The organism is bacterium (assembly GCA_035419245.1).
In the GTDB taxonomy this organism is placed as follows: domain Bacteria; phylum Zhuqueibacterota; class Zhuqueibacteria; order Residuimicrobiales; family Residuimicrobiaceae; genus JAKPUX01.
Genome location: DAOLSP010000001.1, coordinates 251,974 through 278,373 on the forward strand (window position 1 = coordinate 251,974; position 26,400 = coordinate 278,373).

At 57.6% G+C, this 26,400-nt stretch carries 17 protein-coding genes; 2 read left to right on the plus strand and 15 right to left on the minus strand.

Annotated features, from left to right (window positions below; translation table 11 throughout):
* Positions 1-10 precede the first annotated feature (10 nt).
* The 6 genes from bcp to PLH32_01020 form a co-directional block, all read right to left on the minus strand.
* Positions 11-475 carry a thioredoxin-dependent thiol peroxidase gene (gene bcp, locus PLH32_00995; GenBank protein HQJ63164.1) on the minus strand — a complete coding sequence of 155 codons (465 nt, stop codon included), beginning with the start codon at positions 473-475 and terminating at the stop codon, positions 11-13.
* Between the two features lie 152 nt (positions 476-627).
* Positions 628-873: a hypothetical protein gene (locus PLH32_01000; GenBank protein HQJ63165.1), complete on the minus strand. Its 246-nt coding sequence runs from the start codon at positions 871-873 to the stop codon at positions 628-630.
* A gap of 4 nt (positions 874-877) precedes the next feature.
* Positions 878-1,354, minus strand: coding sequence for a hypothetical protein (locus tag PLH32_01005; GenBank protein HQJ63166.1), 477 nt, complete (start codon positions 1,352-1,354; stop codon positions 878-880).
* Positions 1,355-1,601: 247 nt separating this feature from the next.
* Positions 1,602-4,742 (minus strand): efflux RND transporter permease subunit, encoded by a 3,141-nt coding sequence (locus PLH32_01010; protein ID HQJ63167.1) that lies wholly within the window; start codon positions 4,740-4,742, stop codon positions 1,602-1,604.
* The gene (locus PLH32_01015) at positions 4,739-5,869 is read right to left on the minus strand and encodes an efflux RND transporter periplasmic adaptor subunit (protein HQJ63168.1); all 1,131 of its coding nucleotides are present in this window, start codon (positions 5,867-5,869) and stop codon (positions 4,739-4,741) included. The genes PLH32_01010 and PLH32_01015 overlap by 4 nt, the downstream gene beginning before the upstream one ends.
* A 24-nt stretch (positions 5,870-5,893) precedes the next feature.
* Positions 5,894-7,288, minus strand: a complete 1,395-nt coding sequence (locus tag PLH32_01020) for a TolC family protein (protein ID HQJ63169.1) — start codon at positions 7,286-7,288, stop codon at positions 5,894-5,896.
* 242 nt (positions 7,289-7,530) lie between these two features.
* Here PLH32_01020 and PLH32_01025 point away from each other — a divergent pair, with 242 nt between their 5' ends.
* Positions 7,531-8,859 carry a replication-associated recombination protein A gene (locus PLH32_01025; GenBank protein ID HQJ63170.1) on the plus strand — a complete coding sequence of 443 codons (1,329 nt, stop codon included), beginning with the start codon at positions 7,531-7,533 and terminating at the stop codon, positions 8,857-8,859.
* Positions 8,856-11,525 carry a putative LPS assembly protein LptD gene (locus tag PLH32_01030; protein ID HQJ63171.1) on the plus strand — a complete coding sequence of 890 codons (2,670 nt, stop codon included), beginning with the start codon at positions 8,856-8,858 and terminating at the stop codon, positions 11,523-11,525. The genes PLH32_01025 and PLH32_01030 overlap by 4 nt, the downstream gene beginning before the upstream one ends.
* Positions 11,526-11,620: 95 nt before the next feature.
* Here PLH32_01030 and PLH32_01035 read toward each other — a convergent pair whose 3' ends face one another.
* The 9 genes from PLH32_01035 to PLH32_01075 form a co-directional block, all read right to left on the minus strand.
* Positions 11,621-12,052: a single-stranded DNA-binding protein gene (locus tag PLH32_01035; GenBank protein ID HQJ63172.1), complete on the minus strand. Its 432-nt coding sequence runs from the start codon at positions 12,050-12,052 to the stop codon at positions 11,621-11,623.
* Between the two features lie 13 nt (positions 12,053-12,065).
* A complete protein-coding gene (locus tag PLH32_01040) occupies positions 12,066-12,842 on the minus strand; it encodes a hypothetical protein (GenBank protein HQJ63173.1) in 777 nt (258 codons plus the stop codon).
* The gene (locus tag PLH32_01045) at positions 12,839-13,342 is read right to left on the minus strand and encodes a methylated-DNA--[protein]-cysteine S-methyltransferase (protein HQJ63174.1); all 504 of its coding nucleotides are present in this window, start codon (positions 13,340-13,342) and stop codon (positions 12,839-12,841) included. Before PLH32_01045 ends, PLH32_01040 begins: the two co-directional genes overlap by 4 nt.
* A gap of 133 nt (positions 13,343-13,475) precedes the next feature.
* The gene (locus PLH32_01050) at positions 13,476-16,763 is read right to left on the minus strand and encodes a carboxypeptidase regulatory-like domain-containing protein (GenBank protein HQJ63175.1); all 3,288 of its coding nucleotides are present in this window, start codon (positions 16,761-16,763) and stop codon (positions 13,476-13,478) included.
* A 389-nt stretch (positions 16,764-17,152) separates the two neighbouring features.
* A complete protein-coding gene (locus tag PLH32_01055; GenBank protein ID HQJ63176.1) occupies positions 17,153-18,391 on the minus strand; it encodes a hypothetical protein in 1,239 nt (412 codons plus the stop codon).
* Entirely contained in the window at positions 18,391-19,419 is a 1,029-nt protein-coding gene (locus PLH32_01060; protein HQJ63177.1) for a PorV/PorQ family protein, read from the minus strand. Before PLH32_01060 ends, PLH32_01055 begins: the two co-directional genes overlap by 1 nt.
* Complete coding sequence (locus PLH32_01065) at positions 19,419-22,154, minus strand: TonB-dependent receptor (protein HQJ63178.1); 2,736 nt, start codon at positions 22,152-22,154, stop codon at positions 19,419-19,421. Before PLH32_01065 ends, PLH32_01060 begins: the two co-directional genes overlap by 1 nt.
* Positions 22,155-22,158: 4 nt before the next feature.
* The gene (locus PLH32_01070; protein HQJ63179.1) at positions 22,159-23,652 is read right to left on the minus strand and encodes a hypothetical protein; all 1,494 of its coding nucleotides are present in this window, start codon (positions 23,650-23,652) and stop codon (positions 22,159-22,161) included.
* 86 nt (positions 23,653-23,738) lie between these two features.
* Positions 23,739-26,369, minus strand: coding sequence for a FlgD immunoglobulin-like domain containing protein (locus PLH32_01075; GenBank protein HQJ63180.1), 2,631 nt, complete (start codon positions 26,367-26,369; stop codon positions 23,739-23,741).
* Between the last annotated feature and the right edge of the window lie 31 nt (positions 26,370-26,400).

A 26,400-nucleotide genomic window follows, 5' to 3' on the forward strand; every position in this document is an offset into this window, starting at 1 on the left:
TGAACAGGATTTACTGGATCAGCTGCAGGATCTCTTCGCCATGTCCCTCGGGCGAAACCTTGTGGAAGACCTTCTCGAGCGTGCCTTCTTTACCGACAATGAAGGTTTTGCGGATGATGCCAAAATACTTTTTCCCGTACATCGACTTCTCACCCCAGGCTCCATAGGCCTCCGCGACCTGATGATCGGGATCCGAAAGCAGAGGAAAATTGAGACCATACTTTTCGATGAATTTCTGGTGCGACTTGAGATCGTCAGGGCTGACGCCGAGCACCACAGTATCCCGGGCATCAATACGCGGCAGGGTGTCGCGGAAAGAGCAGGCTTCCTTGGTGCAACCGCTGGTATCGTCCTTGGGATAAAAATAGAGCACAACCCGTTTTTTCCCCGCATAATCGCTGAGCGAAATCGTCTTGCCGGTTGTCGCTGCCAGGGTGAATTCCGGTGCCTTGTCGCCTGCTTTTAACTCCTTCATAAAGACCTCCCGTGTGACATCGCATCTTTAGTGTATATCATTCTTAGCAACAGCAGGACGACGCGGCCTATTCCATCCCGAGCGGGACGGCGGCATACAGCACGGCCCGGCAGGGAGCCGGGCCGCTGGAGGTCTTATTTTTGTTCGCGCCATCAGGGTATGGCCGGATCAGCCAGATGGAGCAGCGCCTGATGAATCTTTTTGCAATCGAGGCGTGCAGCCAGGCGCCGACATCCGGCGTCATTCAAGTGCCGTCGTGCCGCCGCGGAAAAGGCGATGGTGATTTGAACGAGGGGCTCGATCTCCATGTCGTCGCTGCTGGCGGCGGCGTGATAGATCAGCCGGCCATCGCCCTCACGCTCCCAATAATCTTCCAGGGTGATCCGCTCATCCTTCATACGATCACATCAGCCAGTGCAGCTGCGTCTGGCCGCTCCTTTGATCAATGATGTACTCGCCAAGATGGGTTGGGACCTTGCTGGCATCGCGAATCCGGAGCGGACGCTTGGGGGCTACGGCATAAGTGTGGCACCCGGGATGACCACGGATCTCCGCCGGAATGAGGGGCAGCAGCTCCGGACCGCCATCGCAGACCTGTCCATCCGCTTTATCCTCCAGTACCCTCTCGATGGTCTCATCCTCCTCCACCTCACAGATCCGGTCATTTTCATCCGCCGCCTCGGGATTTAGGCCATGCCAGAAGTGGCTGCCGAGGGTATGGGTTTCCGGTGTCGTATAGAGGCGGTCGATGGCGACGTCACTCTGCTTGAGCAGCTCGCCAATCTCGCGCGCCTTGTCGGCCTGATCCTCCCCGACCAGGATGAAAAAGACGCGGGTTTCATAGGGATAAAGCACCCGCCGGCAGGGTAAAGAGTTCATGGGAACCTCCCCAGGCCATAAACGCCTGCAGTTGGATTCGTCCAACAGGAATGAACCGGTGATGGCAGAAGAAATTTCCCGCAAATTCGGATAAAAAATTGAGGAGTGCTGTGGCAGTACTACTAGGGACAACGGGGAATGCCATCTATTCGGGTAACACGGGTTGATGTCCGGGATATTCCCATTCGCAAATTAATCGGAGAAGGGGCCAAATCTTGCGATGCGGCCCCTTCTCCCGGTTGTGCGATTACTCTTCGGCGTGGACAATACCCTTTTCAAGACGGCGCTGCTCCCGCGCCTTGCGGAAGCGGTTGGCCCGCGAACCGATGAATTCCATATAATAGTAGATGATCGGCACAATCACCAGGGTCAGAACTGTGGCCACGGTCATGCCACCCATGACCGCCCGTCCCATTGGCGCCCAGATCTCGCCGCTTTCGCCTGCACCAAGGGCCAACGGCAGCATGCCGAGGATGGTGGTCAGAGCGGTCATCAGAACCGGGCGCAGACGCACGCGGCCGGCTTCATGGATCGCCGCCTCCAGTTCCCAACCCTCGTGCCGCAGCTGGTTGATCTTGTCGACCAGCACGATGCCGTTGTTGACCACGATGCCGACCAGCATGACCACCCCAACAAGAGCCATGACGTTCATATCCGTCCCGGTCACCATCAGACCGAGGGCGACACCGATCATCGACAGTGGAACAGTGAAAAGGATGGTGAAGGGATCCACCAGCGATTCGAACTGCGAAGCCATCACCATGTAGGTCAGGATGATCGCCACCAGCAGGGCAATGCCGAGATACATAAAGGATTCCTGCTGATCCTGCGCTGTGCCGCCGATTTCGGTGCGAAAATCGCGCGGCAGCGCCACTTCCTTAATGACCTTGTTGACATCTCCAGTGACGCTGCGCAAATCCCGTCCTGAAACATCGAGGCTGAGGGTTACGATGCGTTCCTGGTCCTCCCGGAGGATTTCGCGCGGGGCCCGGGTATATTCCACGTTCGCCAACGCTCGCAACGGGATCTGGCTGCCGGTGGGGGCCATGATGAGGATGTTTTCGAGATCCTCCTTGCTGGTGCGAAATTTTTTATCCAGCTGCAGCTTGATGTCGTATTCATCGCCGCTGTCGCGGAACTGCGTGACCGTGGACCCCAAGATACTGGTGCTCACCACCTGGCCTATCTGGGCGGTGCTCAATCCCAGGTCGGCGATGCGCTGCCTGTCGAGATGGATCCGCAATTCCGGTGTCGCCTTACGGATGCTGGAGGTGACGGATGCAACACCCTTGATCCTAGCCAGCTTGGGTTCAAGCTCGTTGCTGATCGCCTCGGATTTCTCCAGATCGTGTCCGAAGATTTTTACCGCGATATCGGCGCCGCTGAAGAGCTGCTCGCCGCGATCGGCGAATTTGACTGTCATATCCGGCAGGGCATTCAGCTCATCCCGCACAGCATCCTGGATCTCGAAGGAACTACGCTTGCGGTGGGTCCTATCCTTGAGGCGGATGGTGATGTCCCCTTCGGCGGAGCTCTTCGAGGAGAAGAGGGCCATGATCCCTTCCCCCTGGCCGAAATTGGCATAAATATTCTCCGCTTCCGGTATCTTTTCTTTGAGGATCTGGTTCAGTTCCTGCATGCTTTTGTCCATAGCGGTCAAACTGGTCCCTGGTGAACGATCGACCGAGACGGCGATAAATCCGTTGTCGGTTTTCGGGATGAAATCGCCGCCGGCCAGGAACATCCAGGTCACGGCCAGGATGAATGCAAGAATGGTGACCGCCAGAACGGACTTTTTGTGCCGCATGGCGCCAGCCAGGCTGCGCGCGTAAAAGCTGTGCAGGCTATCCAGCCATGCAGTGATCAGCCGGTGCGCCCGCATGGTCAAACCCTTGGGATCGAGATTTTTCTGAATGCGCAGGATGCGCGAAGCTAGAAGCGGGATCAGGGTCAAGGCAACGACCAGCGAGATGGTCAGCGAAAAGCAGATGGTGATCACCATGTCGCGGAAGAGCATGCCAGCCATGCCGGGCACAAAAAGCACCGGGACAAAAACCACCAGGGTCGTCAGGGTAGAGGCGGTGACCGCCATGGCCACCTCCTGCGTCCCGTTATTGGCGGCATCGACCAGTTTTTCTTTGAGTTCATCGTGGCGCCTGAAGATGCTCTCCAGGACGACGATCGAGTTGTCAACCAGCATGCCGATCGCCAGGGCAAGGCCCGCCATCGAGATAATGTTCAGGGAGATGCCGGCCTGGTCCATAACGGCAAAAGTAGTAACCACGGAAGTCGGGATCGAAATCGCCACAATCAGCGAGCTGCGGATATTACGGAGAAAGAGGAGCAGCACCAGAAAAGTGAGCAACACCGCCTGCCAGGCAGTAGCGTTCAGATTGGACATGGACTGGGTGATGAATTTGGAGAGATCCATCATCGTCTCGATCTTGACCCCTGCGGGCAGTTCCTTCTCGATGGCGGGAAGGCGTTTGGCCACCTCACGGCAGACGGAAACCGAATTGGCATCCGACTGGCGCTGCACCATCACGCTCACCGCGGGCTTGTTATTGTTCCAGACGCGCTGACGCTGCTCGCTGAATCCATCCTCGACGCGCGCCACATCGCTGAGGCGGATCACGGTGCCGTTGTAGGTCGCAACGCTGGTGTTGGCGATCTGGTCGACACTGCTGTACTGCCCTGAGGTATTGACCGAGAATTCGAGCTTGTCATCCTCGACCATTCCGGACGGGATCTGCAGATTGCCCGCTTGCAGCGCGCTGGTGATCTGCTGCAGGGAGATACGATGGGCGCGCATGCGCATCGGGTCCGCAAAAACCTTGATCTCGCGTTTCATTCCACCCATGGTTGAGGCCGAAGCGACTCCGGAGATACGCTCCAGGCGCGGTTCGAGGTCATGCTCGCCGATATAGCGCAGCTCAGCCTGGCTGAGATCACGCGAGGAGAGGGTCAAATAGAGGATCGGCTGGGCCGAAATGTCAAAGGCGAAGACCATCGGCTGCGAGGCATCGGCGGGCATATAGTCGCGGATGTACTCGAGATTGTTGCGCACATCGATCTCCGCCTGATTCATATCGGTGCCCCAGGTGAACTCGACCATGATCAACGAAAGACCCTGTTGGGTGGTGGAGCTGACCGTTTTGACATTCTCCACCGAGGCGACCGCTTCCTCGATTGGCCGTGTAACGACGGTCTCCAGGTCGTCCGGGCTGACCCCGGTGTACTGGGTGATCACCGCGAGCATCGGGAATTCAAGCTTGGGGTAGAGATCGAGGTTGAGGCGCGCCAGGGAAAAAAGGCCAAAGCCTACCGCAATGATATAAATCATGGCGGTGGTCACCCCGCGCTTGATGGAGACCTGGGTTATCTTCATAGACTGGCCTCCCCCTTGGAGATGATCTTCACCGGGGTACCATCACGCAGACTGCCTTGACCGACTGTAACCAGCTGATCGCCTATAGTCAGGCCGCCGGTGACGGCCAGCTGCAGATGATCCACATAAGAGACCTGCAGCTGGCGCTGCACCGCCTTGTCTCCTTGGACGACAAAAACCAAGTAATGGGTAACTACCTTCTCCTCACCGTCGATCATCTCGATGGCGCTTTTCTCGACGGTTGCATACCGCGGCACGGCAATCGTATTCTCGATCACGCCGGTGACGATCCGGACGCGCGCAAACATGCCTGGTTTCAGACGGCGCTCCGGATTGTTGACCAGAACTTCCACCGTGGCCATGCGGGTCAGCGGATCGAGCACTGGGCTGATCTTGCTGATCTTGCCGCTGAAGGATTCGTGTTCAAAGCTGCGCACTTGAATCTCTGCATCCTGCCCGAGACGAATTTTGCCCAGATCATTTTCAGTCGCATCAATGGAAATCTTGACCCGTTCCATTTGAACCACAGTGGCCACGGGCATGGCCGGATTGGCCATATCCCCTGCCTCGTAATAGCGTTTACCGATGATGCCGGAGATCGGGGCTGTGATGGTCGCATCGGCAAGCGTGCTCCGGGCTGTAAGCAGACCGGCCTGCGCCTGCTCCAGGGCCGCCTTGGCCGCTTCATATTGCGTCACCACCAGGTCATATTGCTGCTTGCTCATCGCGTTCTCTTTAAAAAGCCGCTGGGCGCGTTCATATTCGACGGCGACATTGGCCTCCTGGGCTCTGGCGGCGCTGAGCCCCGCTTCGGCCTGACGCACCCCCTGTTCAATGGTGGCGGCAAAGATGCGGGCGATGGGAGCGCCCTGGCGAACCAGGTCTCCTTCGTCGACATAGTATTTCTCAATCCGGTCGGGGATCTTGGAAAAAACCTTGACCTCGAATTCCGCCTCGACATCGCCATTGAAGTTCAGGGACTGGACGACCCTGCTTTTCTGAACGGATGCCACCTCCACTGGGACGCGCATGACCTCTTCAGCTTTGCCCTTGTTGTTGTTGCATCCCGCGCCCCACAACAACAGGATGGCGCTAAGGAGCAATGCATATACCAAACGACGTTGCATGGGGTTTCTCCTTTTCACGGTAGTCTAGAGAACGGCGGTTAGTTTGCCGACAGCCCGGCGCAACTGGTAGCGGGCCATCTGATATTCATAGAGCGAGGAGACATAATTCAGCTTGGCGCGATTGACCGCCAGTTGGGAATTGAGCACATCCAGCTGGGTATTAGCACCCTCTGCGTACATCAGGTTAGCGAGGCGCAAGGCCTCCTGGGCCAGGCTGGAAGACTCCTTCGCCGCGAGGTATTTTTGCTTCGCCTCCTGAAACTTGTTGTAACTCACCTCGGCATCGGCGGCGATGCCGTCGAAAAGTTGCTTTTCGGTATCGCCCATGATCTTCTGATCCAGCCGCGCCTTCTGGTACTGCTTGCTGTTCTTGAATCCGGTGAAGAGCGGCAGCTGCAGACTCACCGCCGAAGTAAAGCCTTTGCTGAAATCTCCCTGGGTGAACCTCATGCTGTTCTTCATCGCCATATAGGAATAATCGGTCTGAAAGAAAAGTTTGGGCATGAACGCGCTTGCAGCAACCGTCACCCCCTTGCTGCTGATGAGCTTCTGCTCCTTCATGGCCAGGATCTCCGGCCGGGCGGTCAGGGCGCGGTTCTGAAATTCCTCAAGCGTCATGTTACTGAAATCATCCTCGGCATAGGCCAGGCTCCCTTCCATCTGGATTTCAGTCGCGCGCGGCAGACCGAGCACCGTGCGCAATCCGGTGACCGCCAGCTGAAGATTATTCTTCGCCGAGATCACCTCGGGCTTGAGATTGGCGACCTCCACCTCCGCGCGCATCTTGTCAAACCCGGAGGCCGAACCGACACTGAATTTTTTCGTCACCACATCGAGATTGGCCTGGGCCTGCCCCAGGGCCTCCTCTTGAACAGCGGCCAATTCCTGGGCCAGCAGGCAGGCATAGAAGGCGCTGGCGGTCTGGTAGATCAAATTCTGGCGTTTTGACTCGAGGTTCTGCTCAGCGGCCCGTTTGCCGGCAGCAGCCATCTTGATCGCCGATACCCCGGCGCCGCCGAGAAAAAGCGGCTGGGTCAGCGTGGCACCATAGGTCAGGGTATTTTCCATGCCGAAGGAGAGCTGGACGTAGTCGGGCATTCCCGAAAGCTCGGGAATCATATTCACCAGGGGACCGAGCATCGGCTTGAGAAAATTGGGGATCGTCTGCCGCTGAATGTCCCAGGCGTGCTGCAAATTGGCGTAACCGTTCACCTGTGGCAGGATATTCGAGGTTGCCTCCCAGACCCCGGCACGGGCTTTGGCCAATTCTTTTTCGGCCATCCGGATTTCGGGGTTCTTGGCCAGGGCCATATCGACGCTCTCCTGGATGGTCAGCGTCACACGCTCTTGCGCACTCAGGTTCAGAGCAGCCACCAGGATCAGGATGGCGATCCCGGGAGCAGTTCTATTTCTCCTCATCAATTCCTCCAAAGGGCATGCGTGAAATAGGAAAACAGGCATCGGGCAAAAAATAAGGTTTGCCGGCACGGGTTTCCCGGGTATACAATCTCTAATATACTCTTTTTCATGCTCAATTGTTACAAAAAATACGCACAGTGCTCAACGATTTTGATACCTGCCCAACGGCCCCTGTTTTGCAGCTTGCAATTCCCTCTCTTTTTAGCTACATTTAATAAATAAAAACTGGATGTGGGTGAGCAATGGATCTTTTCGAAGAGGCGGCGCCGGAAACAAAGAGTGCGGGAAGCGATGCCCCCCTGGCGGAGCGTCTGCGTCCTACTTCCCTGGATGAGTTTGTCGGGCAGGCGCATCTTCTCGGGCCGGACAAGATCATCCGCCGCGCCATCGAGAGCGGCCAGCTGGTCTCGATGATTTTCTGGGGTCCGCCCGGTACCGGAAAAACCACCCTGGCGCGGATCATCGCCCGGGAGAGCCACTCCCATTTCAGCGCCCTGAGTGCCGTCACCGCCGGGGTGGCCGATGTCCGCAAGATCATCACTCAGGCCAGAGAGAGGCGGCGCATCGGCAGCCGCGGCACGATCCTCTTCATCGATGAAATCCACCGTTTCAACAAATCGCAGCAGGACGCCCTGCTGCACAGTGTCGAAGATGGGACACTGCTGCTGATCGGCGCTACTACCGAGAACCCGAGCTTCGAGGTGATTCCCGCCCTGCTTTCGCGCTGCCGCGTGTACAAACTGGAAGCGCTCACCCCCGACGAGTTGGGCCGCATCCTCGATCGTGCTCTGACCGCCGAGGAGGGCTTGAAAGCGCAGAATTTGCGCCTCGACCCGGAGGCCCGCGCCATGCTGATCACCCTGGCCGGCGGCGACGCCCGCAATGCCCTCACCGCCCTCGAACTCGCCGGCCGCCTCGCCCATCCCGACGAGGCGGGTATCCGCGCCATCGACTGCGCCCTGGTCCAGGAAGCGATGCAGCGCCGAACCCTGCTCTATGACCGCCAGGGCGAATACCATTATGATGTCATCTCCGCCTTCATCAAGAGCGTCCGCGGCTCCGATCCCGATGCCGCACTCTACTGGTTGGCGCGTATGCTCGACGCTGGCGAGGACCCCCTCTTCATCGCTCGACGCCTGATCATTCTCGCTTCCGAAGACATCAGCAATGCCGATCCCCATGGTCTCATGGTCGCCTCGGCCGCTTTTCAGGCCGTGCATGCTGTCGGCATGCCTGAAGGCCGCATCGTGCTCGCGCAGGCGGCCACCTACCTCGCCTGCGCCCCCAAGAGCAATGCCTCCTACCTGGCACTGGAGGCAGCCAGCGAGCGCGTCCGCCAGGGCGATTCCGTGGACGTCCCGCTGCATTTGCGCAATGCACCAACCAAAATGATGAAGGATTTCGGCTACGCCAGCGGTTATCATTACCCCCACGACTTCGGCGGCTTTACCGACCAGAACTATCTGCCGGAAGCACTCAAGGGCACCGTCTTTTACCATCCTACAGAAAACGGCATCGAGAAGAAAATCAAAGAGCGGCTGCTGCAGCTCTGGCCGGGGCGAAAGCGATGATGCGGCAGCACCCCCTCTTTGCATTCGGCTGGATCACGCTGCTCTTGAGCACATTCCTTGTTTTGCTGCCGGATCAGCCGCAGGCGCAAACCAGGCGTGCCAGCACCCCCGCCCTGCCCTCGGCGCAGCCGGTCCCGACCGCCGATTCACAGAAGGCGGCCAAGCCTAGGCCGGCATCCGGCATTGATACCACCATCATTTACCAGGCCCAGCAAATCGACAACGATGTCCAAGCCCGCAAGAGCTATTTCACTGGCGATGCTCAGGTCCATTACAAGAACATGACCCTCAAGGCCGGCCGAATCACTATCGATTGGGACACTCAGACCCTCACCGCCGAAGGAATCCCCGACACCGTTTGGGTCAAAAATCCGGCCGGGGGTGACTCCACACGCCGAACCTCTTTCCGCGGTCTGCCGGTCCTGGTGGAGAACGGCTCGGAAATGACCGGCGACAAAATGATCTACAACTACAAGACCGAACGCGGGCGGGTCCTCCGCGGCCGCACCACCTTCGAGGATGGCCGCTACCTCGGTGCACAGATCAAACTGGTCGGTAACAAGACCTTTAACGTCTCCAACTCCATCTACACCACCTGCGATCTCGACAGCAACCCCCATTTTCATTTCAAGGCGCGCCGGCTCAAGATGATCGTCAATGAACGAGTCATCGCCAAGCCCATCGTCCTCTATCTCGGCCATATCCCGGTGGCGGCCCTTCCCTTCGCATTTTTCCCGACCAAAACCGGCCGCCATTCCGGCATCATCATCCCCCGTTATGGCGAAAGCACCCAGGAGGGGCGCCACCTTCGCGGCCTCGGCTATTACTGGGCCCCAAACGACTATTTCGACGCCCGCGCCACCGTGGATTTTTTCGAAAAATCGGGTTGGCTGATGGAACTGGGGACCAATTACGCCGTCCGCTATCTTCTGAACGGCAGCATCGAGGGGTCTTTCACCCGCAAGAATTTTACCTCCGGATATAACGACCGGCGCTGGGACCTGACCGTTCGTCACAGCCAGGAGTTCAGCCCAAGCTCGCGCTTGAGCGCCAGCGGCTATTTCATCAGCGACAACAGCTACTACAAGGATCTCAGCACCAGTCTCTATACCCGGCTGACCCGCGAACTCCGTTCCAACGCCACCTACAGCAAATACTGGGCGGAACAAAAACTCAGCCTCAGCGTCAACCTCTCACAAGTACACGACCTCCAGGAAGATGTCACCCAGACCACGCTACCGCAACTCTCGCTGCGTAAAAGCCAAACCCAGCTCTTCAAGCCCGGCAAAGCCAAATCAGGTGCCGGAACTCGCCGCATGAACAAATGGTACAACAACCTTTATCTCTCCTATGGGGCCAACTACAGCAATACGCGCCGGGAGTACCTGGTGATCACCAGCTCCGACACCACCAAAAAGGCGGATGTCAACCGTTCGCTCAATAATTCCCTTGATCTCTCTCTGTCCAGCCCCAATAAATACTTCGGTTTTCTCGCGATCAACCATGCCTTGAGCGTCGAGCAGGACTGGTACGATAGGATCCACACCTTTGCCCTCAATCCAGCGACCGGCGGGATCGACGACCAGGAGGAAAGCCGGCTGGCGGTTCGCCACACCTTCAATTATAGCGCTTCGGCCAATACCAAAATCTACGGCGTCATCGCACCGGGAATCGGCGATATCCAGGCCATCCGCCACGTCATCACTCCCTCGGTCTCCTTCAGCTATCGTCCGGACTTTTCCGACCGCAGCTGGGGCTATTATGTTTATCTCAAGGATGCCTCAGGAAAAACAGTCAAAAGGGACCGCTTCGGAGGGAGCACCGGCAGCGGCGGTTCACAGATGGTGAGCATGAGCGTACGCAACCTCTTCCAGATGAAACGGGGACGCGGGGAGAAGACTAAAAAAGTCGATCTTTTCAATATGGATTTCAGCACAAGTTACAATTTCAGGGCGGAGCAATACCGTCTCTCCGATCTGCGCAGTTCCTGGCAGGCCAATCCGGCGCGCAATTTCAGCCTCAGCGCCGGAACGACCCATTCCTTTTATGCATGGGATAAGAACATCGCCCGCCGCGTTAACCGCTATCTCTTCGAGTCCGGCGGATGGCGCAGCGGTGATCTGGCGCGGCTGACCGCTCTAAATTTGAATTTTTCGCTGCGATTTGAAGGCAAGGGCGATAAAAAGCAGAAACCAGGGGCCGGCGCCGATTCCAGCCGTGCGGCAGGCGACAGCCTGAGGTGGGACGACAATCTGACGGTGGAGGAAGAGAACATGCTCCGGCGCGGCCGGAGGTTTCAGGACGACCGGGCCTTCTCCCAGCAGAGCATCCCGTGGCGTCTCAACACAACCTTCAACTTCTCCCTCGACAAATCCAACCCCGACCGCCCGGTAAAACGCTATTATCTGGATATTTCAGGGGCTGAACTAAGCCTGAGCCGGAACCTCCGCATCGGCTACAGCGCCCATCTTGACCTCGAAAAGGGAAGTGTCACCTACCATCGCATGACCTTTTATCGCGATTTGCACTGCTGGGAGGCTTCCGTCGACTGGGTGCCTTCCGGACCTGGAAAACGCGTCTATTTCCGCATCAACATCAAATCCCCGAGCCTCAGCGACATCAAGCTCGAGCGTTTCGGCGGCGCTGGCAGTGTGCTGGGATACTGAGACATCCCCCCAAAAAACGTGCCCATGAAGGACGCGTTGTCATAGCTGCGGATCGGTCAATCCTTCTGGTCCGAGATCGCTCTCTCTTTTTGTTCCTAATCGCTGAATTCCGCCTCGCCGGGCGAAGCCTCCCCTTTTTCCAGATACTGAATCCATTGGGCATTGACCTGAACGGGGAAATAATTGCGCTCAGGGGCATGGTTCGGCATCGATTGCAACTCACCGATGACCATTACCGAGTTCCCCTTGCGCAGAAATTTATTGCACTGCACCGCTTGCTGGGCCCAAACGACAATGCTGATATAGCAGGGCGGCCGTTCCAAGCCCTCGGGCAGATTGGGTTCGCTTTCTGGCGAGGTGACGATGACAAAGTTGGTGACCGGCACGCCTCGTGTCGTCCAGCGCAGCGGCGGATCCTGAATCAGGCGGCCGGCGATAGCCACACGGTTGACGCTGGGGAAGGCATACTCCTTGGAGTCCACAACTACGCCGGTTGAACGGGGGTGCACTTCCATTCCATTCTTCATCAAGATAACCTCACTAAAAAGTCAGTAGGGTCGCGGCGAACAGGTCCAGGGCACCATAAGCCGAGGGACTGACCCGGGACTTGTGCTGCCTCAGAAATTCCGCGATCTCCACCGCCTCTGCAGGCAGAGTCAAAAGCCGGGTATATTCGTAGCGGTCCTGTGCCTCTACTGCAGCCTGCAGCAGCCTGTCGCTGTGCAGCCGGCTGTGGGCGCGGAAGATCAGCTCGGGCTTGCGGGTCTGGCGCGCCAGCAGCAGTCCTATGCAGCGCAGAACGTAGTCCTCTGCAGCCAGGGCCAGCTCCTCGGCGAGCTCTCTCTCCATGCTGGCGAAGGGATCGGGCCGTCCGCTGCGCGCGGGCGCTTCAATATGGCCGCCGAAAACATCAAAACAGCCAGGATATTCTCCCACCAGCTCGCTTCGCTGCATCAGAATCAGCAGCCCGTCCGCGCTCAGCACCACCGCGCTGATGCCCAGGGCTTTTGCCAACGCCTCTTCCCCCCACTGTGCGACGATCTCCTCGACATGCCCGTTGGAATAGAGCAGAGTCTTGTAGTCGGTCGGGCGCAGCTGCAGTTCGAGCGTGCCCCGTTCCACCGCCCAAGCTTCTAGCCGCGCGATCCGGCCGTTGAAGTGTGGATTGGGCTGGAGTCCCTTCCAGGCGGCATCGACAGCCCGTTGCAATTGTGGCGGCCGGGCTTCGGCCCCGTTTTTCCACGAAACCTGAACCTCAGGGGCGGAGAAATGACCGGTGACCAGGGGAATATACGGGAGATGGGCTTGTACACTCAAAGTGCAATCCCCTCGAGATGCAACAGCGCCCGTTTCACCTCGAGCCCGCCGCTGTAGCCGCCGAGACGGCCATGGGCCGCCACGACTCGATGGCAAGGGATGATGATGGCCACTGGATTGGCACCGTTGGCGCCCCCGACCGCTCGCATCGCCTGCGGTTTGCCCAGCCGGGCGGCCAATTCACCATAGGTACTGGTCTGGCCCCAGGGGATTCTTTGCAGCTCCTGCCAGACCGAGCGCTGAAAGGCGGTACCATAGGGAAGTTCGATTTTGACCCGCCACTCCACCCTCTCGCCGGCAAGGTAACGCCGTAGTTGTTCCTGCACCTCTGGCAGAAAACCGGGCGCCTTGCGCACGGTGCACTGCCCCCCGAAGGGAAGCAGCAACTCGGCTTCGCTCCGCCCGCGCATGAAACCGAGTCGGCTCAGCGCCCCCTCCGGTCCGGCAATCAGGATATCCCCTGAAGCCCAGGGGATGATCGTATACAAGATCTCTTTCATGGGCAAAACTTATCCATATTTATGCTTTTTGTCAAGTTAAATGTTGCCGGGTCTGCACATGGAAAAGGGTTGCCGGGCAAAACCCGGCAACCCTTTCTCGAAGATCCGGTGGGGCTAATAATTTTGGTTGAGCTCAGTTGAAATTATAGCGCAAACCGAACTGGACTCTGTAGACATCGCTGAGGGTCGCGTTGTAGTCAAAGGTGTGATCCATCAGCTTGCCACTGAAGCTGCGCAGCGTATAGGTCGCCTTGCCCTCGGAATCCGCAGCGCCGGTTTTCGGTACCACCAGCGGCGAGTTGGATACCATCTTTTTACTCACACCCCAGTTCTTGTTGATCATGTTGGTGAAATTGATGAAATCAACGCGGAACTGCAGGGTGTTGCGCTTGCCGAGGAAGTCGGTGAACAGGTCCTGGGAGATCGAGAGATCCGCACGATAGACCATCGGTAACCGGACCGCATTGCGGCCGGCATACTCACCGCGGTGCTTGCTCAGATACTTGTCCTGCTTGATGTAGGCATCCCAGGCGTCCGCCTGCTGGGCCGCAGTGAAGGTGACACTGCCCGATTTGTATTCCTGGAAATTCATCTCGGACTTGTCTTTGTGGATGTAGATCAGATCATTGCCGGTGGCACCGTCGCCATTCAAATCGCCGCTGAAAATGTAACTGGCGTTACCGACCGAGAACCCATCCAGAAAGAGGGCCACCGTCGTGGCACCCATCTTGAGATATTCGAAGCGGTAGGAAAGGGCGCCGATAATACGCGATCCGGCGGAGGTAGCGGAATAGGCGTTCACAGGATTGTTGGGATCCCAGTTGATCGCATTGCCCGTCCAGGAGCCGGAGGCGATGGAGCCCGGATCGACCGTGTTCTTGGCGATGCCGTAGCTGTAGGCCACCTTGCCATAGAAACCATTGCTGAAGGGTTTTTCAAGGGCGGCGATGATGTTATAGGAATAGCCGACATTCTGGTTCTTCAGGACGATCGCATTCTCAACCACGTTGCCTTTGGTGTTGTTGATGCGGTTGCTGGTATAGCGCGGCCGGTTATCAGCGCCGTTGAAATTAGTCTGCGCTTTCGGCAGATTGGCGTTGATGTAGTAGATGCCGTTGACGTCGCGGCCATACAGGACTTCAGCTGTTCCAATTAGGCCCCAGGGCAGCTTCTGGTCCACACCGAGGTTGCTTCTCCAGATCTGCGGGAACTTGAAATTGGGATCGGTCAGAGCCAGCTCGTAGCTCGCGGCAGGCGCTCCGGTCACATTTGCGGGCTCGTAAGCGTGGGGATTGGGATTGAAAGGACGCGCTGTGGTATTGGTGAGTTTTTCAAAGCCGGTCAGCATGCCGGTGTTGCCGATCTGGTTGGAGATCCAGACGTAGGCGGGTTTGCCGGTGAAGATACCGGTACCGCCACGGACCTGGGTCGATCGATCGCCCTTGACATCCCAGTTGAAACCAAAACGCGGCGAAAAATGGATGTTGGCGTCTGGCAGCTTGTCGGTTTTGTACTGGACGACGTCGCCGTTCTCATCGAGGAAGTGGGTGGTGTCGGCATTGACGTTGTCAAAGCCGGTCTTCTCGAAGAAGGGCACATCCAGCCGCAGACCAGCAGTCAGGCGGATATTCTTGTTGATCTGCATCTCATCCTGGCCGTAGATACCGGCATACCAGACTTTGAGAGGCTGGATCGGCTTCTTCATGCCGGGGATGTTGATCCAGCGCTTCTGGAAGGTCGCCAGCTTGACCGGGGAGACGGTGCGATTGGGATTGGCAAGGTAATCGTTGGCATCGGTGTAGAAATCAGCCAGCGAATTGTAGACATAAATGCCCTGAGATCCCGGGAAGAAAACGTTTTCCGAATAGTAGCGCTCGAGGCTGGCGCCGAAGGTCCAGTTGTGCTTGGGACCATAGATTGTCCAGGTGTCCTGCAGCTGGAAGGTCTTGTAGCGCAGTTCATTGTTCGGCGTGAAGGGTTCGAAGCCGAAGGTGGTATAAACCGAACCGCCCTCGAGGATGTCGACCATCGGGAAGAGCTCGCCGCGCGAATCGCGGCTTTCGTCGTTGTACGTATAGCCGATGATGAGGTTATTGGCCATGTTGGCACCGATCATGGCATTCCACTCGCCGACGATTGAGCGGATGTTTTCCTTGATTTTGTAATTCGAGTTCTGGAAGTTCAGACCGGTTGAGTTGCTGCGGCGTGAGCCATATCCCAGCGAAGAGGAGTTGGAGAGCAGCACGTCCGTGTCCGAATTCAGGTGGTTGTACCGCAGACTCAGCTTGTTGCGGTTGTTGAGGTTGTAATCGATCTTGGCGATGAAGCGCAAAGCCGGGGTCTCATGATCATAGCCCTGGTACGGACCGGTCTCGTAATTGAAATTCTTCTTCAGATAGGCACTCAGGGCGTCCAGATCCGAAGCGAGAACGCGGGTGGTCATTCCGGCGACGGCCTGGCTGGCATCGGTTCTGGCCGTATAGGTGGTGCCCGGCTGGGTCAGCTTGTCGCTTTCGGCATCGACGAAGAAGAAGAGTTTGTTTTTGATGATTGGGCCGCCGAGGCGGGCGCCATAGCGGTTATAGCTGAAGGTGCCCGGGTCGAATTTTAGATCCCGCGCCTTGGTACCGACGAGGCTCTGGTCGCGAGTCAGACCGTAGATGGAGCCGGAAAACTCGTTGGTGCCGCTCTTGGTTACGGTGTTGACGCCGGCGCCGACGAAATTACCCTGGCGGACGTCGTAAGGGGCGATGTTGATCTGAAGCTGCTCGATCGCCTCCAGAGAAATGGGGGCGACACCGGTGCGGTCACCAGGCTGGCCCGAAAGACCGAACGAGTTATTGAAGTAGGAGCCGTCCACCGTGACATTGTTCATGCGGTTATCCTGGCCGGCGAATGAAAAGCCATAGCCGGAGGGATTGTACTGCGGGGTCAGCCGGGCGAAATCTTCGATCCTCTGGCTGATGGTGGGCAGCATTTGCATGGTCTGTGTGCTGATGGTGGTGGCGGCGCCGGTGCGCGAGGCACTCATGATGGGATCGCGCTCGGCCGTCGTGACCACCTGGCCAAAATCGATGCTCTCTTGCGGCAAGATGAAATCGATCCTCATGTCCTGACCCAGGGTTAAGTAGACATTCTCGATCTTTTCCGTCTTGTAACCGACAAAGCGGGCGGTGATGGTGTAAGGACCGCCGACGCGCATGCCGGGGATGTTATAACGGCCGTCGGCGCGGGAATTAATGCCGAAGGTCGTTCCACTGGGTTGATGGACAGCCATAATGTTGGCGCCGATCAGCGGCTGCTGGTTGTTGTCAACAACCCGGCCGTTCAGAGCCGCGGTGGTGAGGCCCTGGGCCCAAACGCCAACCGGCACGAGCAGCAGCAACAGGAACACCAGTCCTTTGGTAGCGGTTTGCTTCATACTTCTCCTCCTTTTTGAAGCGTTATGCATCGTTTTCTGCGGTGCTTTGTGAAATAGATGCCGATGAATGTTCTGATTTTTTTGAAGAGACGACAGCAACAAGGCGGCCGAGAGGCCGAAATGAAGTGGGAGCAAGAGTGATCGAGACACGCAGGAGCTGTAAAGAGGCAGGCCAAGAACAACAGTTCATAAGGTTGATCCATCGGCTCGTGAGCAGGCTCAGGAAAATCGACATCCTGTATAGTGGATCCTGGAAATCCCAAAACGCCCCAACACGACGGGGAAATAATACAAAATCGCGGCCAAATACGCAAATGAATTTAAGGTGAAGATGCGATCTCTGGCGATTTTTTTTCTGAAATAAGTGCTTGTTTTATTTAATTTGCAAATCAAGGATTCTTCTCATCATCCGGTAGATCGGACTCCGAGACCGAGTATTGAAAACGACGCAGGGATTTGGTGCCGCGTTCCACGACGTAGACCACATCGTCGCTGACAAGAATACCGCGTCCATCGGAGAAAGCGGCCAACGCCAATCCTTTCTTCCCCAGGGGCAGCAGCTGCCCGGCCCGCGCGCCGGCATTGCCAAATTTGCTGACGGTACCGGTTCCGTTATCAAGGACAAAGATATTGCCCGAACCATCCAGCGCCAGGTCAAAGGGCCTTTGGAAACGATCCAGGTCCATGATGGCGTGCTGATAGAGGATGTACCGCGGGATAAAAGTCCCCGCTGCGAGCTTCTGCACGCGGAAGTTTCCCCGCAGCTGGGTAAAATAGAGATTCTCATCACTGTCGGTGGTGATAGCCCAGGGGTCATCGACGGTGCCGGACCCGGAACCATAGACCGCCACGGTAGTTTGCAGTTCGGCGGTATAGTGAAAGAGCACCGTGCGTTCCCTGCCCTTGAGGGCCAGATCAGGCACGAGCAGGAGCTGTAGGATGCGGTCGGTGGCCGACTCGGTCACATAGACGGTTTCCTGGCCGTACTTTCCGGCCGCCACGCCATTGTACTGCGCGCTGGCTTCCGGGTCCTGCCAGACGGGATAGACTGCCTTGGCAGCTGCGATGCGCTCCGGGTCGCTGTAAAAGAGATAGCGGCGCAGCATGGGTGCCGAGCCGCCGGCGGCGACACGCTGCCGCAGTTGCGCAAAGGTGAGGGTGATCTCTTGATGGCTCTCCCGGTCAAAATAGACGCCGGCTTCGGCAACGGAGTCGATGGATATTCGGTTAAGGTATTGATTCCAGATGAAGAGCCGGTTGGTGCCATTGACCATGAACAGGTTCAGTTTGCTGTCCATGGCCAGGGCACGCGGAGCCGGAAGGGCGATTTGATCGAGGCCGTAACCGCTCAAAACCTGTCCCGCTCTGTTTAGGGCATAAATACGTCCGGCCCCCTCGTCAGCAAGAAAGAGGGTACCGTCAGCGCCAATGGTGAGGTCTCCGGGGGCAGCGAGGGCAAGACCGAGTTGGGCGCTGTTCCAGACCGGATTGAGCTCGACATAGCTGGTATCATTAGCTCCGAACGAGGTGCTAACGGTCCGCGGGCTTGGAAGGGGCATCTTGCTCTCTTCGCATCCACCCAGAATGGCCACAAGCACGGCGATGAGTAAGAGATAAAGGCTTTTCATCAAAATTCAAATCCAAAGGTAAACTGCTGCGCCACATTAAGATGGGTATAGTCGGAATAGGCATAATCGAGCTTGAGCCGCACCCCCTTGAGGATGAATTTGGCCCCGGCGCCAAAAGTCCACTGGTTTTCATCCATATTCGCGCGATAGCCGCTGCGTAGGAAAAAGAGGGTGCGGTAGCGGTATTCGCAGCCCAGCAGCAGATTCTCCTGGTCATCCATGGGATGGTTCATTTGCAGAGTGCCGGTGACGCAATGACGCGGGCGTGTGAGCAGATCCATGGCGGCTCCCAGGGTGAAGAGCGTCGGCGGAGAATAGGATTGATAGGCGGTTGCAGTCTCCCCGCCCGATCCCCGGCGCAGGTAGGTGCCGCCCGGACGAACATCATTGCCAAAATTGCGCATCGCTGCGGCAATCCGCAGGGTCTTGTAGCCCGTCCAGTAGTAGGTCCCAAGGTCTAGAAGCACCCCACCCATGCGCAACTCCGCCAGTTCTTCACGGACATACTTGAGGGTGATTCCAAAAGAGAACCGGTCGGTCATCTTGAGGGAACCGCTGAGCCCGGCTGCCATGTCGCTGTAAGAAAAGTAGTCGCCGTTGCCATAGGGATGATATTCGGTGGTCACCGGCATATCGGCGAAGTGGAGATAGCCGACAAAGCCGCCCAGCGCGAGATTGCGGGTTGCCTGATGCACATAACCGAGATATTCATAGTCAACATCGACCAGCCAGTCGAGATGGGAGACAATCAGCTCGTTGCGGCCGGTCTGGACGAGCCCGGCCGGGTTCCAGTAGGTGGAGGAGGCATCGTTGGCCATGGCGACATAAGCGCCGCCCATCGCTGTGGCGCGCGCTCCGACGCCGATCTTGAGAAAAGTCATCGACGCGGTCCCGGCCCGCTGCTCGCCGAGTTTGGGTAACAGACCCTGGGCGCCCGCCTGAAGGGCCAACAGCAGAACACTCATCAGCAGCGCAGGGATGCGGGCCGCACGGCCAGCTTGCGCATATAGAGGTAGTCGTGTCGTCACTAGAACCGTACCTCCACCCCGGTCATCACCCGTCGCGGCCAGTCATAGCGCGCGGGATTGTCGGCCGGCAGGTCCTTGGGGTCATCATACCAAGTGACCGGGATGACATCGCCCGGCTGATAGGGCCGGCCGGTGACCGGATTGATGATGCGCGGAACCTTGGTATTGAAAAGATTCTCGGCTTCGACCACCAGGGCCAGCCGGGTTTTCATGATCTGAAATTCCTTGTACCAGCGCAGATCCATCCGCATCCAGGGGTCGGAAAGCGACCCGTACTCATCCTTCTGGTAGATATTGTTCGCCACATCAATGATGCGCCGGTAGCGCTTGCCCGACTCATATTCCCAACGCATCGTCAAGCCCCATTTCTCTGGCAGGCGGAGGCCGAAAAACCGGATGTTCGCCTTCTCCGGCATATCGAAATAGAGATCCGTTGAGAGACGGTAGGGGCGGTCCCAACTTAGCCGGCTCTCCCCCAGCGGCTTTTCGCTCACCTTGCCGGCGACAACCAGCAGGTTGGTGTTCGGTGTCGAGCTCTTGCCCGTGGCCAGGGCATAGGTGAAGTCAATATTGCCGCTGAGAAACTGGCTGTAACGGCGGCGGAACCGCATCTCGATGCCGCGCGAGCGGGCATAATCCATGTTGACATACATCAGAAAACTGATGTTGCCATACCTGGGACTGTATTTTTTCACCGTCATCGAGGTGGGGTAATCGAACATATCCTTGTAATAGGCCTTGATCTCCAGGGTTTGGTTGGCATTGAAACGGTGCTTGATACCGATCTCGTAGGCGACCGTCGTCGTCGGCTTGAGATTGGGATTGCCGAAAAGCTGATAGGTGGCCTCGGAGGTGGAGCGCAACTTGGCATAGACATACTGCCCCTTGGGCTGCTGCGAGAAGTGGCCGTAATGGAGATAGAGGACGTCATTGTCGGTGACCGGGTGGCTGATGCCAAGGCGGGGCGAAAGATGGCTTTTACCGCGCATGCCGAAAAGCTCGAAAGTTTCGTCCAGATATTTGCTCCGGGCCGCATCGGTGATGGTCACGGTATTGGAGTCCCGGATCGCCTCGTCGACATACTTGCCGGGAAACCAATAATCATAACGCAGCCCGATGTTGACGATCATGCCGTCATAGGTAATCCGGTCCTGAAGAAAGAAGGCGCCATCGTTGGGATAGACCCGGAAATAGTCATGATTGCGTCCGAGACCGCTCTCGCCGTACCAGGGGGCGTTGATATCGACCACCTGCATATCGGTGTAGCGTCCTTCGAACCCACCGCGGATCGAGTGTTTCTCATTCGGCTGGGTAGTCAAGTCGCCCTTGAGGGTCCAGTTATCGCTGAAATAATCATACCATCCCTCGGCGTCGCCGGTGTCATAGAATCCATCGCCGTATTGGGTGCGAATGTTGCCCTCCGAGTCCGGGATGTAGAGAATGGGTTCGAGATCGAGAACCTCCTGATACTCGCTCCACTTTTTATTATGCACCGCGGAGTGGATGCTGGTAAAAAAACGCGAGAGGCTGAGCCGGTAAAAGGTGCGGCGGTTGAGAGTGTGTACCCACTGTAGGGTGGTCAGGTTAGCCTCTTTGGTCAGGGTATTGTAATGGTCCAGCATCTTCGAGTAGGCCCAGGGGAAACCGCCGATATCCGTGGCCAGGGAGGTGAAGTAGCCCTGGTTAATATTGAGCGAGCGGTCATGCGAGATCGAGAGCTTTTGACCGGCGCGGATCTCCCACGAGAGCTTGCCCATAAGATGCCAGTCGTTCTCCTGGCGCGGAGCGAGTTTGTCATAGGCAGCTTTGGCGGGGTACAGCTTGATTGCGTGCGGCAGATAAGTATCGGTGACATTGCCGTAACCGCTGACGAAGAACGTAGTCTTGCCTGGCAAGCGGAGGCCTAGGGCCGGCAGCAGCCGGCCGGTGAGGGGTTCCGGTCCGCCGAGCGTGACCTGGAGGATGTCGGTATTGAAGGAGGGAAAAAGCCCCCGGGCCCAATTGTCCGATTTGAAGGTGACGCCGCCCGAATAATGCTCCTCACCCTCTTTGGTCTCGATATCGACAACGCCGGACATAGCCTGACCGTACTCGGCATCAAATCCGCCGGTGATAACCTTGAGTTCCTTGACCGCCGCGGCATTGACATAGAGGGTATTGGAATAGCCCGAGAGGGGATCCTTGACCGACTGACCGTCGATGATATAGAGACTCTCGTCGGCACGCCCGCCGCGGATGTGAATCTTGTTGTCCTGCACCACCACACCGAGCTGTTCACCGACCAAGTCGTTGACGCTTTCCACCACCTTCTGCTTGATCTCGTCTGAGGAGATATGCTGCTGAGAGGCGGTGATGTCGGTCTCGAAAAGGGGCTTCTGGCCGATCACTTCGACGGTCTGGCCGAGGGCTAGCACGGTCGATTCTAGGGCAAAATCGGCCTGGGTAGTCTTGTCCGCGACGACATGGATCCCTGTGCGCATCTGCACGGTGTAGCCAATGATCGAGGCCTTGAGATCGTAATCCCCGGGGGCGAGACCGCGGATCTCGAACAAGCCTTCGACGTTGGTCACCGCACCCTTGTAGGTGCCAGGCACGGAGATATTGACACCTGGTAGGGCCTCATTGGTGCGCTTGTCGACAACCCGTCCGCGGATCAGCGAACCCTGCGCCCGGACGCCGGCAGCGAAAAGAATGAAGAACAGCGTGAGCAGGGCCAATTTTCCGGTAGTTTTCATGCGGTTATCGGTTGAACTCTTCAAAAAGTAGGTAACGGAAAAATTCTGTCATGTTGCCGTTGCCGTTGCACAAATGGAGAGGCAATGAAAAATAGATGCACTCCCCCGGACCGATCGCATAGCGCAAGGCGACGGGAGGCGACCCTTTGTACGGTACGGTGACGGAGGCCTCGGTATCGGGCTCCATGCGCAGAACCACCTCGGCCCCGGCACCGGGAACCAGGCCGGAGACCCGGTTGCCGATCAGCTTTTCCAGCTTCAGATCAAGCTGCGGATCCCTGGGTGTACCAAAGCTCGCGAGCACCCGGATCCCCGCCAGCAGACGCCCTCCAGGATTAAGGCGATAGACCGAATCGAGGTTGGTGAAGGTCCAGGTGCTGTCGGGTATCTCCTCGTTGCCGTTGCTGATGAAGATGCAGCCGCCGCGTCCAGCAAACCGGGTGATCCCCTGGCCCGCGGCGGTCAGATGCGGCCGGCCGAGGTGGGCGAACCAGATCACCTTTTTGAAATAGGCCAGATTGGCTTCAATATCGATGGAGGCGTAGGGCAGAGCGTTCTGGGCGTTGATCAAGGGTTCGGCGTTCGAGCCGATCTCCCAAACCGAATAGCCCCCCGGGCCGACCAGCTGGTCGAGAATCTGGGTGTAAAATTTCTGCACCTGATAGAGACTCTGATCCTGGGCAAAATCGTTGACCAGCAGCAGCTCGCCCTGAACGGGCTTGACCACCCAATGCTGCGGTGAGGTTGAGCTGGCCGGATTGGGAAAGGAGATGGCCGGGCTGGTAGCCCCGGAGATATCCTGGGCCTTGACGAAGAAGCGGTGTTCGCCGGGGGTCAGCCCTTGCAGGGTGATTTGACTGGCATCCCCCGCGAGGGCCGTCCAGTTCGCCGTGTCATCCAGGGCGTAATAGATATGGGTGATGGTCTCCTTGCCGTCATCATCCGCCGCATCCCAGAAAAAGGTGCGGGTGGGGAAGGTATAGGCAATGACATTAGTGTTGCCGGTCACGCTGGGATTGGAGTTCAGCCGGAACGCGATCGACGGCGGGGTGTTGTAGACCGGGAAGCGCAGCTGCGCCGGGGTCGGGTCCTGGAGCCCCTGGTCGTCCACCGCCCAGACCTTGAAGGAGAACTCGTCGTAATGGCTGCGGATCGGCACATAAAAGGTGTCGTACTCGGAAATAGTATAGACCGGCGCGCTCATGTAGTCCCACTGGAAATAATAGCCCACCACCTTACCATCGGGATCATCGCCCCACCAGTGGATGATCTGCTTGCTCGGCGTGGTGTCGAGTCCGGTCGTGTAGAGCCGGGTGACGATGCTGCCATCGAGCAGGGTATCGGCCCGGGTGATCTGCTCCTGGCTCACCTGAAGGAAAAGATGGGTCTCCGGAGGCTGGTTGCCCACCGGTTTGGCAGCGCGATCATCACCGAAGGGGTCCTTGATCCCGCAACTGGCCAGAAGCGGCAGCAGCAGGATCAGAGGCTGTCTATACATTTTTATCATGGAGTATAATGCGCTTGATTCCGGACCGCTCAGCTGGGCCAGCCCGTGATCGGGCTGGCCCAGCCTATGAATTAGGGTTATTTGACCAGGGTCATCTTGTGCGCGGCGATATAATCACCCGCCTTGATGCGGTAGATATAGATGCCCGTCGGAACCGACTGGCCGGTGTTGTCGCGGCCGTCCCAGTTGATGACATGATGGCCGGCATCGTAGCGCCCCGTCACCAGATTGCGGACGATCTGGCCGCGGGCGTTATAGATCACCAGCTTGACCTCTTCAGAAACCGGCAGCTCGAAATAGAGACGTGTCTCGGGGTTGAAGGGATTGGGATAGTTCTGCCCGAGGTCGAAGCGCAGCGGCTGCGCTGCCACGGCATTCCGGACCCCGGTCACCGTGCCAATATCGCCCAGATTGCGGATCTCGATCTTGTGGGTGCCAAAACTATAAAGGAATACACCCTGCGCCACATTGATCTGCTCGCCGATTCTGACCGTGTCGCCGGCGACGATGAGCAACTGCGCGCTCTTGTTGATATAAAAGTAGGGATTGGCATCCTGGTCACGGCCGACAAAACCATCGGCATCGAGCAGGCAGGGGCCGCTGCCATCGTCCACCGTGACATCGTACGAATTGACGGCCATGAGCGTGGCATTCTGGATCCGCACCAGCACGCCCTCATAGGACTCGGCGGATTTGCTCTTGTCTTTCAGCGCATTGGTGGAGACGCTGGTGATGGCGGGCAGAGCTGCCCCCCGGCTCAGGATCTTGACGCTGTCGGCCTTGATCTGGGTGTTGCCCTCCCATTTGTAGAGATAGTCGGCGTTGTGGTCCTCGACGGTGCCATAGACGCGCACACGATCGCCCTGCAGAAGGCTGGGCACCTTGCCGAGAATATAAAGACCGTTCCAGGCGCCGGCAGCATCCTGGATGGGATAGGCGCCATATTTCTTGAAAAAGAGGGTGTCGGCCGTGACCACGCCCTCGACCGCCACTTTGCAGCCCTGGAAGGGACTGTCGCCAACAGCCCAGGGGGTGTACTGGATCTGAGCCAGGGTTGGCTGGCCTTCGAGCACGACATAGGAATAATTGGCGACCACCTGATCGGGCGGATCGTAGCTCACCTTGCCGCTTTTATCGGTGGCCTCGATGTAATAGCTGACCAGGCTGTTGAGCGGCTGCGCCGGGATTTCAGCGCTGAAAGTCGCACCGTTCGCCTTCATCTCCACCACGGAATAGGCCCCGTCATTGACCTTGTAATAGAGTTTGGCCCCGACGGCACTGATGATGGGATCAAGGGTTGTGGTAACAGTGACGGCCTGAACCGGAGTCGGAGCCGCAGAGCTGCGCGTGGTGTTCTTGATGGCTAGACCTGCCGTGCCAGGAAGGACCCGGGTGCGGAAGAGCGGCTCCAGCTTGTAGGTGGTGGAATCGGTGTAATAGCCGTAATGGTTGTAAACCCACCCCTCGATGGATTTGAACAGTGATTTGAGCGGTGGGTCCGGATAATTGCGTAGACTATCCGATTCGTCGTCGATCAACACACCGCCGCTGCCGTCATCGACTTCAAAAAGCTCATATTGCTGCGTCACGTTGGTCACCATGGCATTGCCGACCTTGACCATCACAGTGCCCCATTGCTCGGCCGTGGTCGGCCAGCGCAAATCTCCGGTCTTGATCGAATCGACTGGAGGCAGCGGCTTACCGGCGTCCAGGATGTTGATGGGGCTGGTGATAAAAAATTCGGTCATGTTCGAAGGAGAAGTCGTGTATTCCGAAATATATCCGGTCATCTCGATCTCATCCCCTTCGTAGAGGGTTGGATAGGCGGTCGAATCGCGATGATAGGAGAGCAGGGCGGACCAGGGACCGCCTTCCGCGGCCTCAAAGGTGAACTTGATGCCAGCCCCAGCATAGCAGAGACCGGTCGGCATGGTGACAATGCCTTTGACGGTCACCGTATCGCCGTTCATATAGCTTTTGTCGGCGGCATAAACCGTGGGCGCCTTGAGCAAATCGCTGTAGCGGACCTGCTGGATGCGCTGGATGCGGGTATAAGGACCTTCTTCGACCACATCATTGGCCAAGCGTGGTTCGATCTTGGTATCGCCGTTGGCGAAATCGAGGATACCGGTGACCGACTGTACCGCAGTATAGTTGGCCGGGGTAAAATAATACTTGGTCTCATCGTCGACGCGGCAGGGACCGGAGCCGTCATCGATCTGCCATTCGCCGTACCCGAGCGCGGGATTGGTGATCGTCGAAGCGCCAACCCGGATGAGGCAGCCCTCATAGGCCTCGGCGTTGGCTGCCCCGGTGGCGATCTCGCCGGTGGTCACAGCCATGGGCTGGATCCATTGGGTGCCGGTCGAGTCGATCTTGAAATCGGTGACGGCGGTGATCTCGGTGACCCCCTTGTATTCCTCCACCTTGCCGGTCAGGGTTACCTTGTCGCCTTGGGCTGCAAAATGGGTCTTGTCATAGATCTTGACGCCGGACCAGGGGGCATTGGCGTCCTGCAGATAGTAATAGCTGTTTTTGAAAGCGTAGATCTCGCCGGTGACCACGCCGCTGATCGTCACAACCTGGCCCTTGAGCGGAGAATCGCCCGAGGCGTCGGTGGTGTATTGAATATCCCGGATGGGGGTGATAGCAGCCCAGGAGGTTCCCAGGACGGCCAGCAGCACGAGAAGCAGTATCTGTTTTTTCAAGTCAACTCCTGCATTAATTAGAGGGGATGTA

Bases quoted from the DNA above. Each gene is read 5' to 3' on its own strand.
- bcp (HQJ63164.1), bottom strand. From the start codon at position 475: ATGAAGGAGTTAAAAGCAGGCGACAAGGCACCGGAATTCACCCTGGCA.
- PLH32_01000 (HQJ63165.1), bottom strand. From the start codon at position 873: ATGAAGGATGAGCGGATCACCCTGGAAGATTATTGGGAGCGTGAGGGC.
- PLH32_01005 (HQJ63166.1), bottom strand. From the start codon at position 1,354: ATGAACTCTTTACCCTGCCGGCGGGTGCTTTATCCCTATGAAACCCGC.
- PLH32_01010 (HQJ63167.1), bottom strand. From the start codon at position 4,742: ATGAAGATAACCCAGGTCTCCATCAAGCGCGGGGTGACCACCGCCATG.
- PLH32_01015 (HQJ63168.1), bottom strand. From the start codon at position 5,869: ATGCAACGTCGTTTGGTATATGCATTGCTCCTTAGCGCCATCCTGTTG.
- PLH32_01020 (HQJ63169.1), bottom strand. From the start codon at position 7,288: ATGAGGAGAAATAGAACTGCTCCCGGGATCGCCATCCTGATCCTGGTG.
- PLH32_01025 (HQJ63170.1), top strand. From the start codon at position 7,531: ATGGATCTTTTCGAAGAGGCGGCGCCGGAAACAAAGAGTGCGGGAAGC.
- PLH32_01030 (HQJ63171.1), top strand. From the start codon at position 8,856: ATGATGCGGCAGCACCCCCTCTTTGCATTCGGCTGGATCACGCTGCTC.
- PLH32_01035 (HQJ63172.1), bottom strand. From the start codon at position 12,052: ATGAAGAATGGAATGGAAGTGCACCCCCGTTCAACCGGCGTAGTTGTG.
- PLH32_01045 (HQJ63174.1), bottom strand. From the start codon at position 13,342: ATGAAAGAGATCTTGTATACGATCATCCCCTGGGCTTCAGGGGATATC.
- PLH32_01050 (HQJ63175.1), bottom strand. From the start codon at position 16,763: ATGAAGCAAACCGCTACCAAAGGACTGGTGTTCCTGTTGCTGCTGCTC.
- PLH32_01055 (HQJ63176.1), bottom strand. From the start codon at position 18,391: ATGAAAAGCCTTTATCTCTTACTCATCGCCGTGCTTGTGGCCATTCTG.
- PLH32_01065 (HQJ63178.1), bottom strand. From the start codon at position 22,154: ATGAAAACTACCGGAAAATTGGCCCTGCTCACGCTGTTCTTCATTCTT.
- PLH32_01070 (HQJ63179.1), bottom strand. From the start codon at position 23,652: ATGTATAGACAGCCTCTGATCCTGCTGCTGCCGCTTCTGGCCAGTTGC.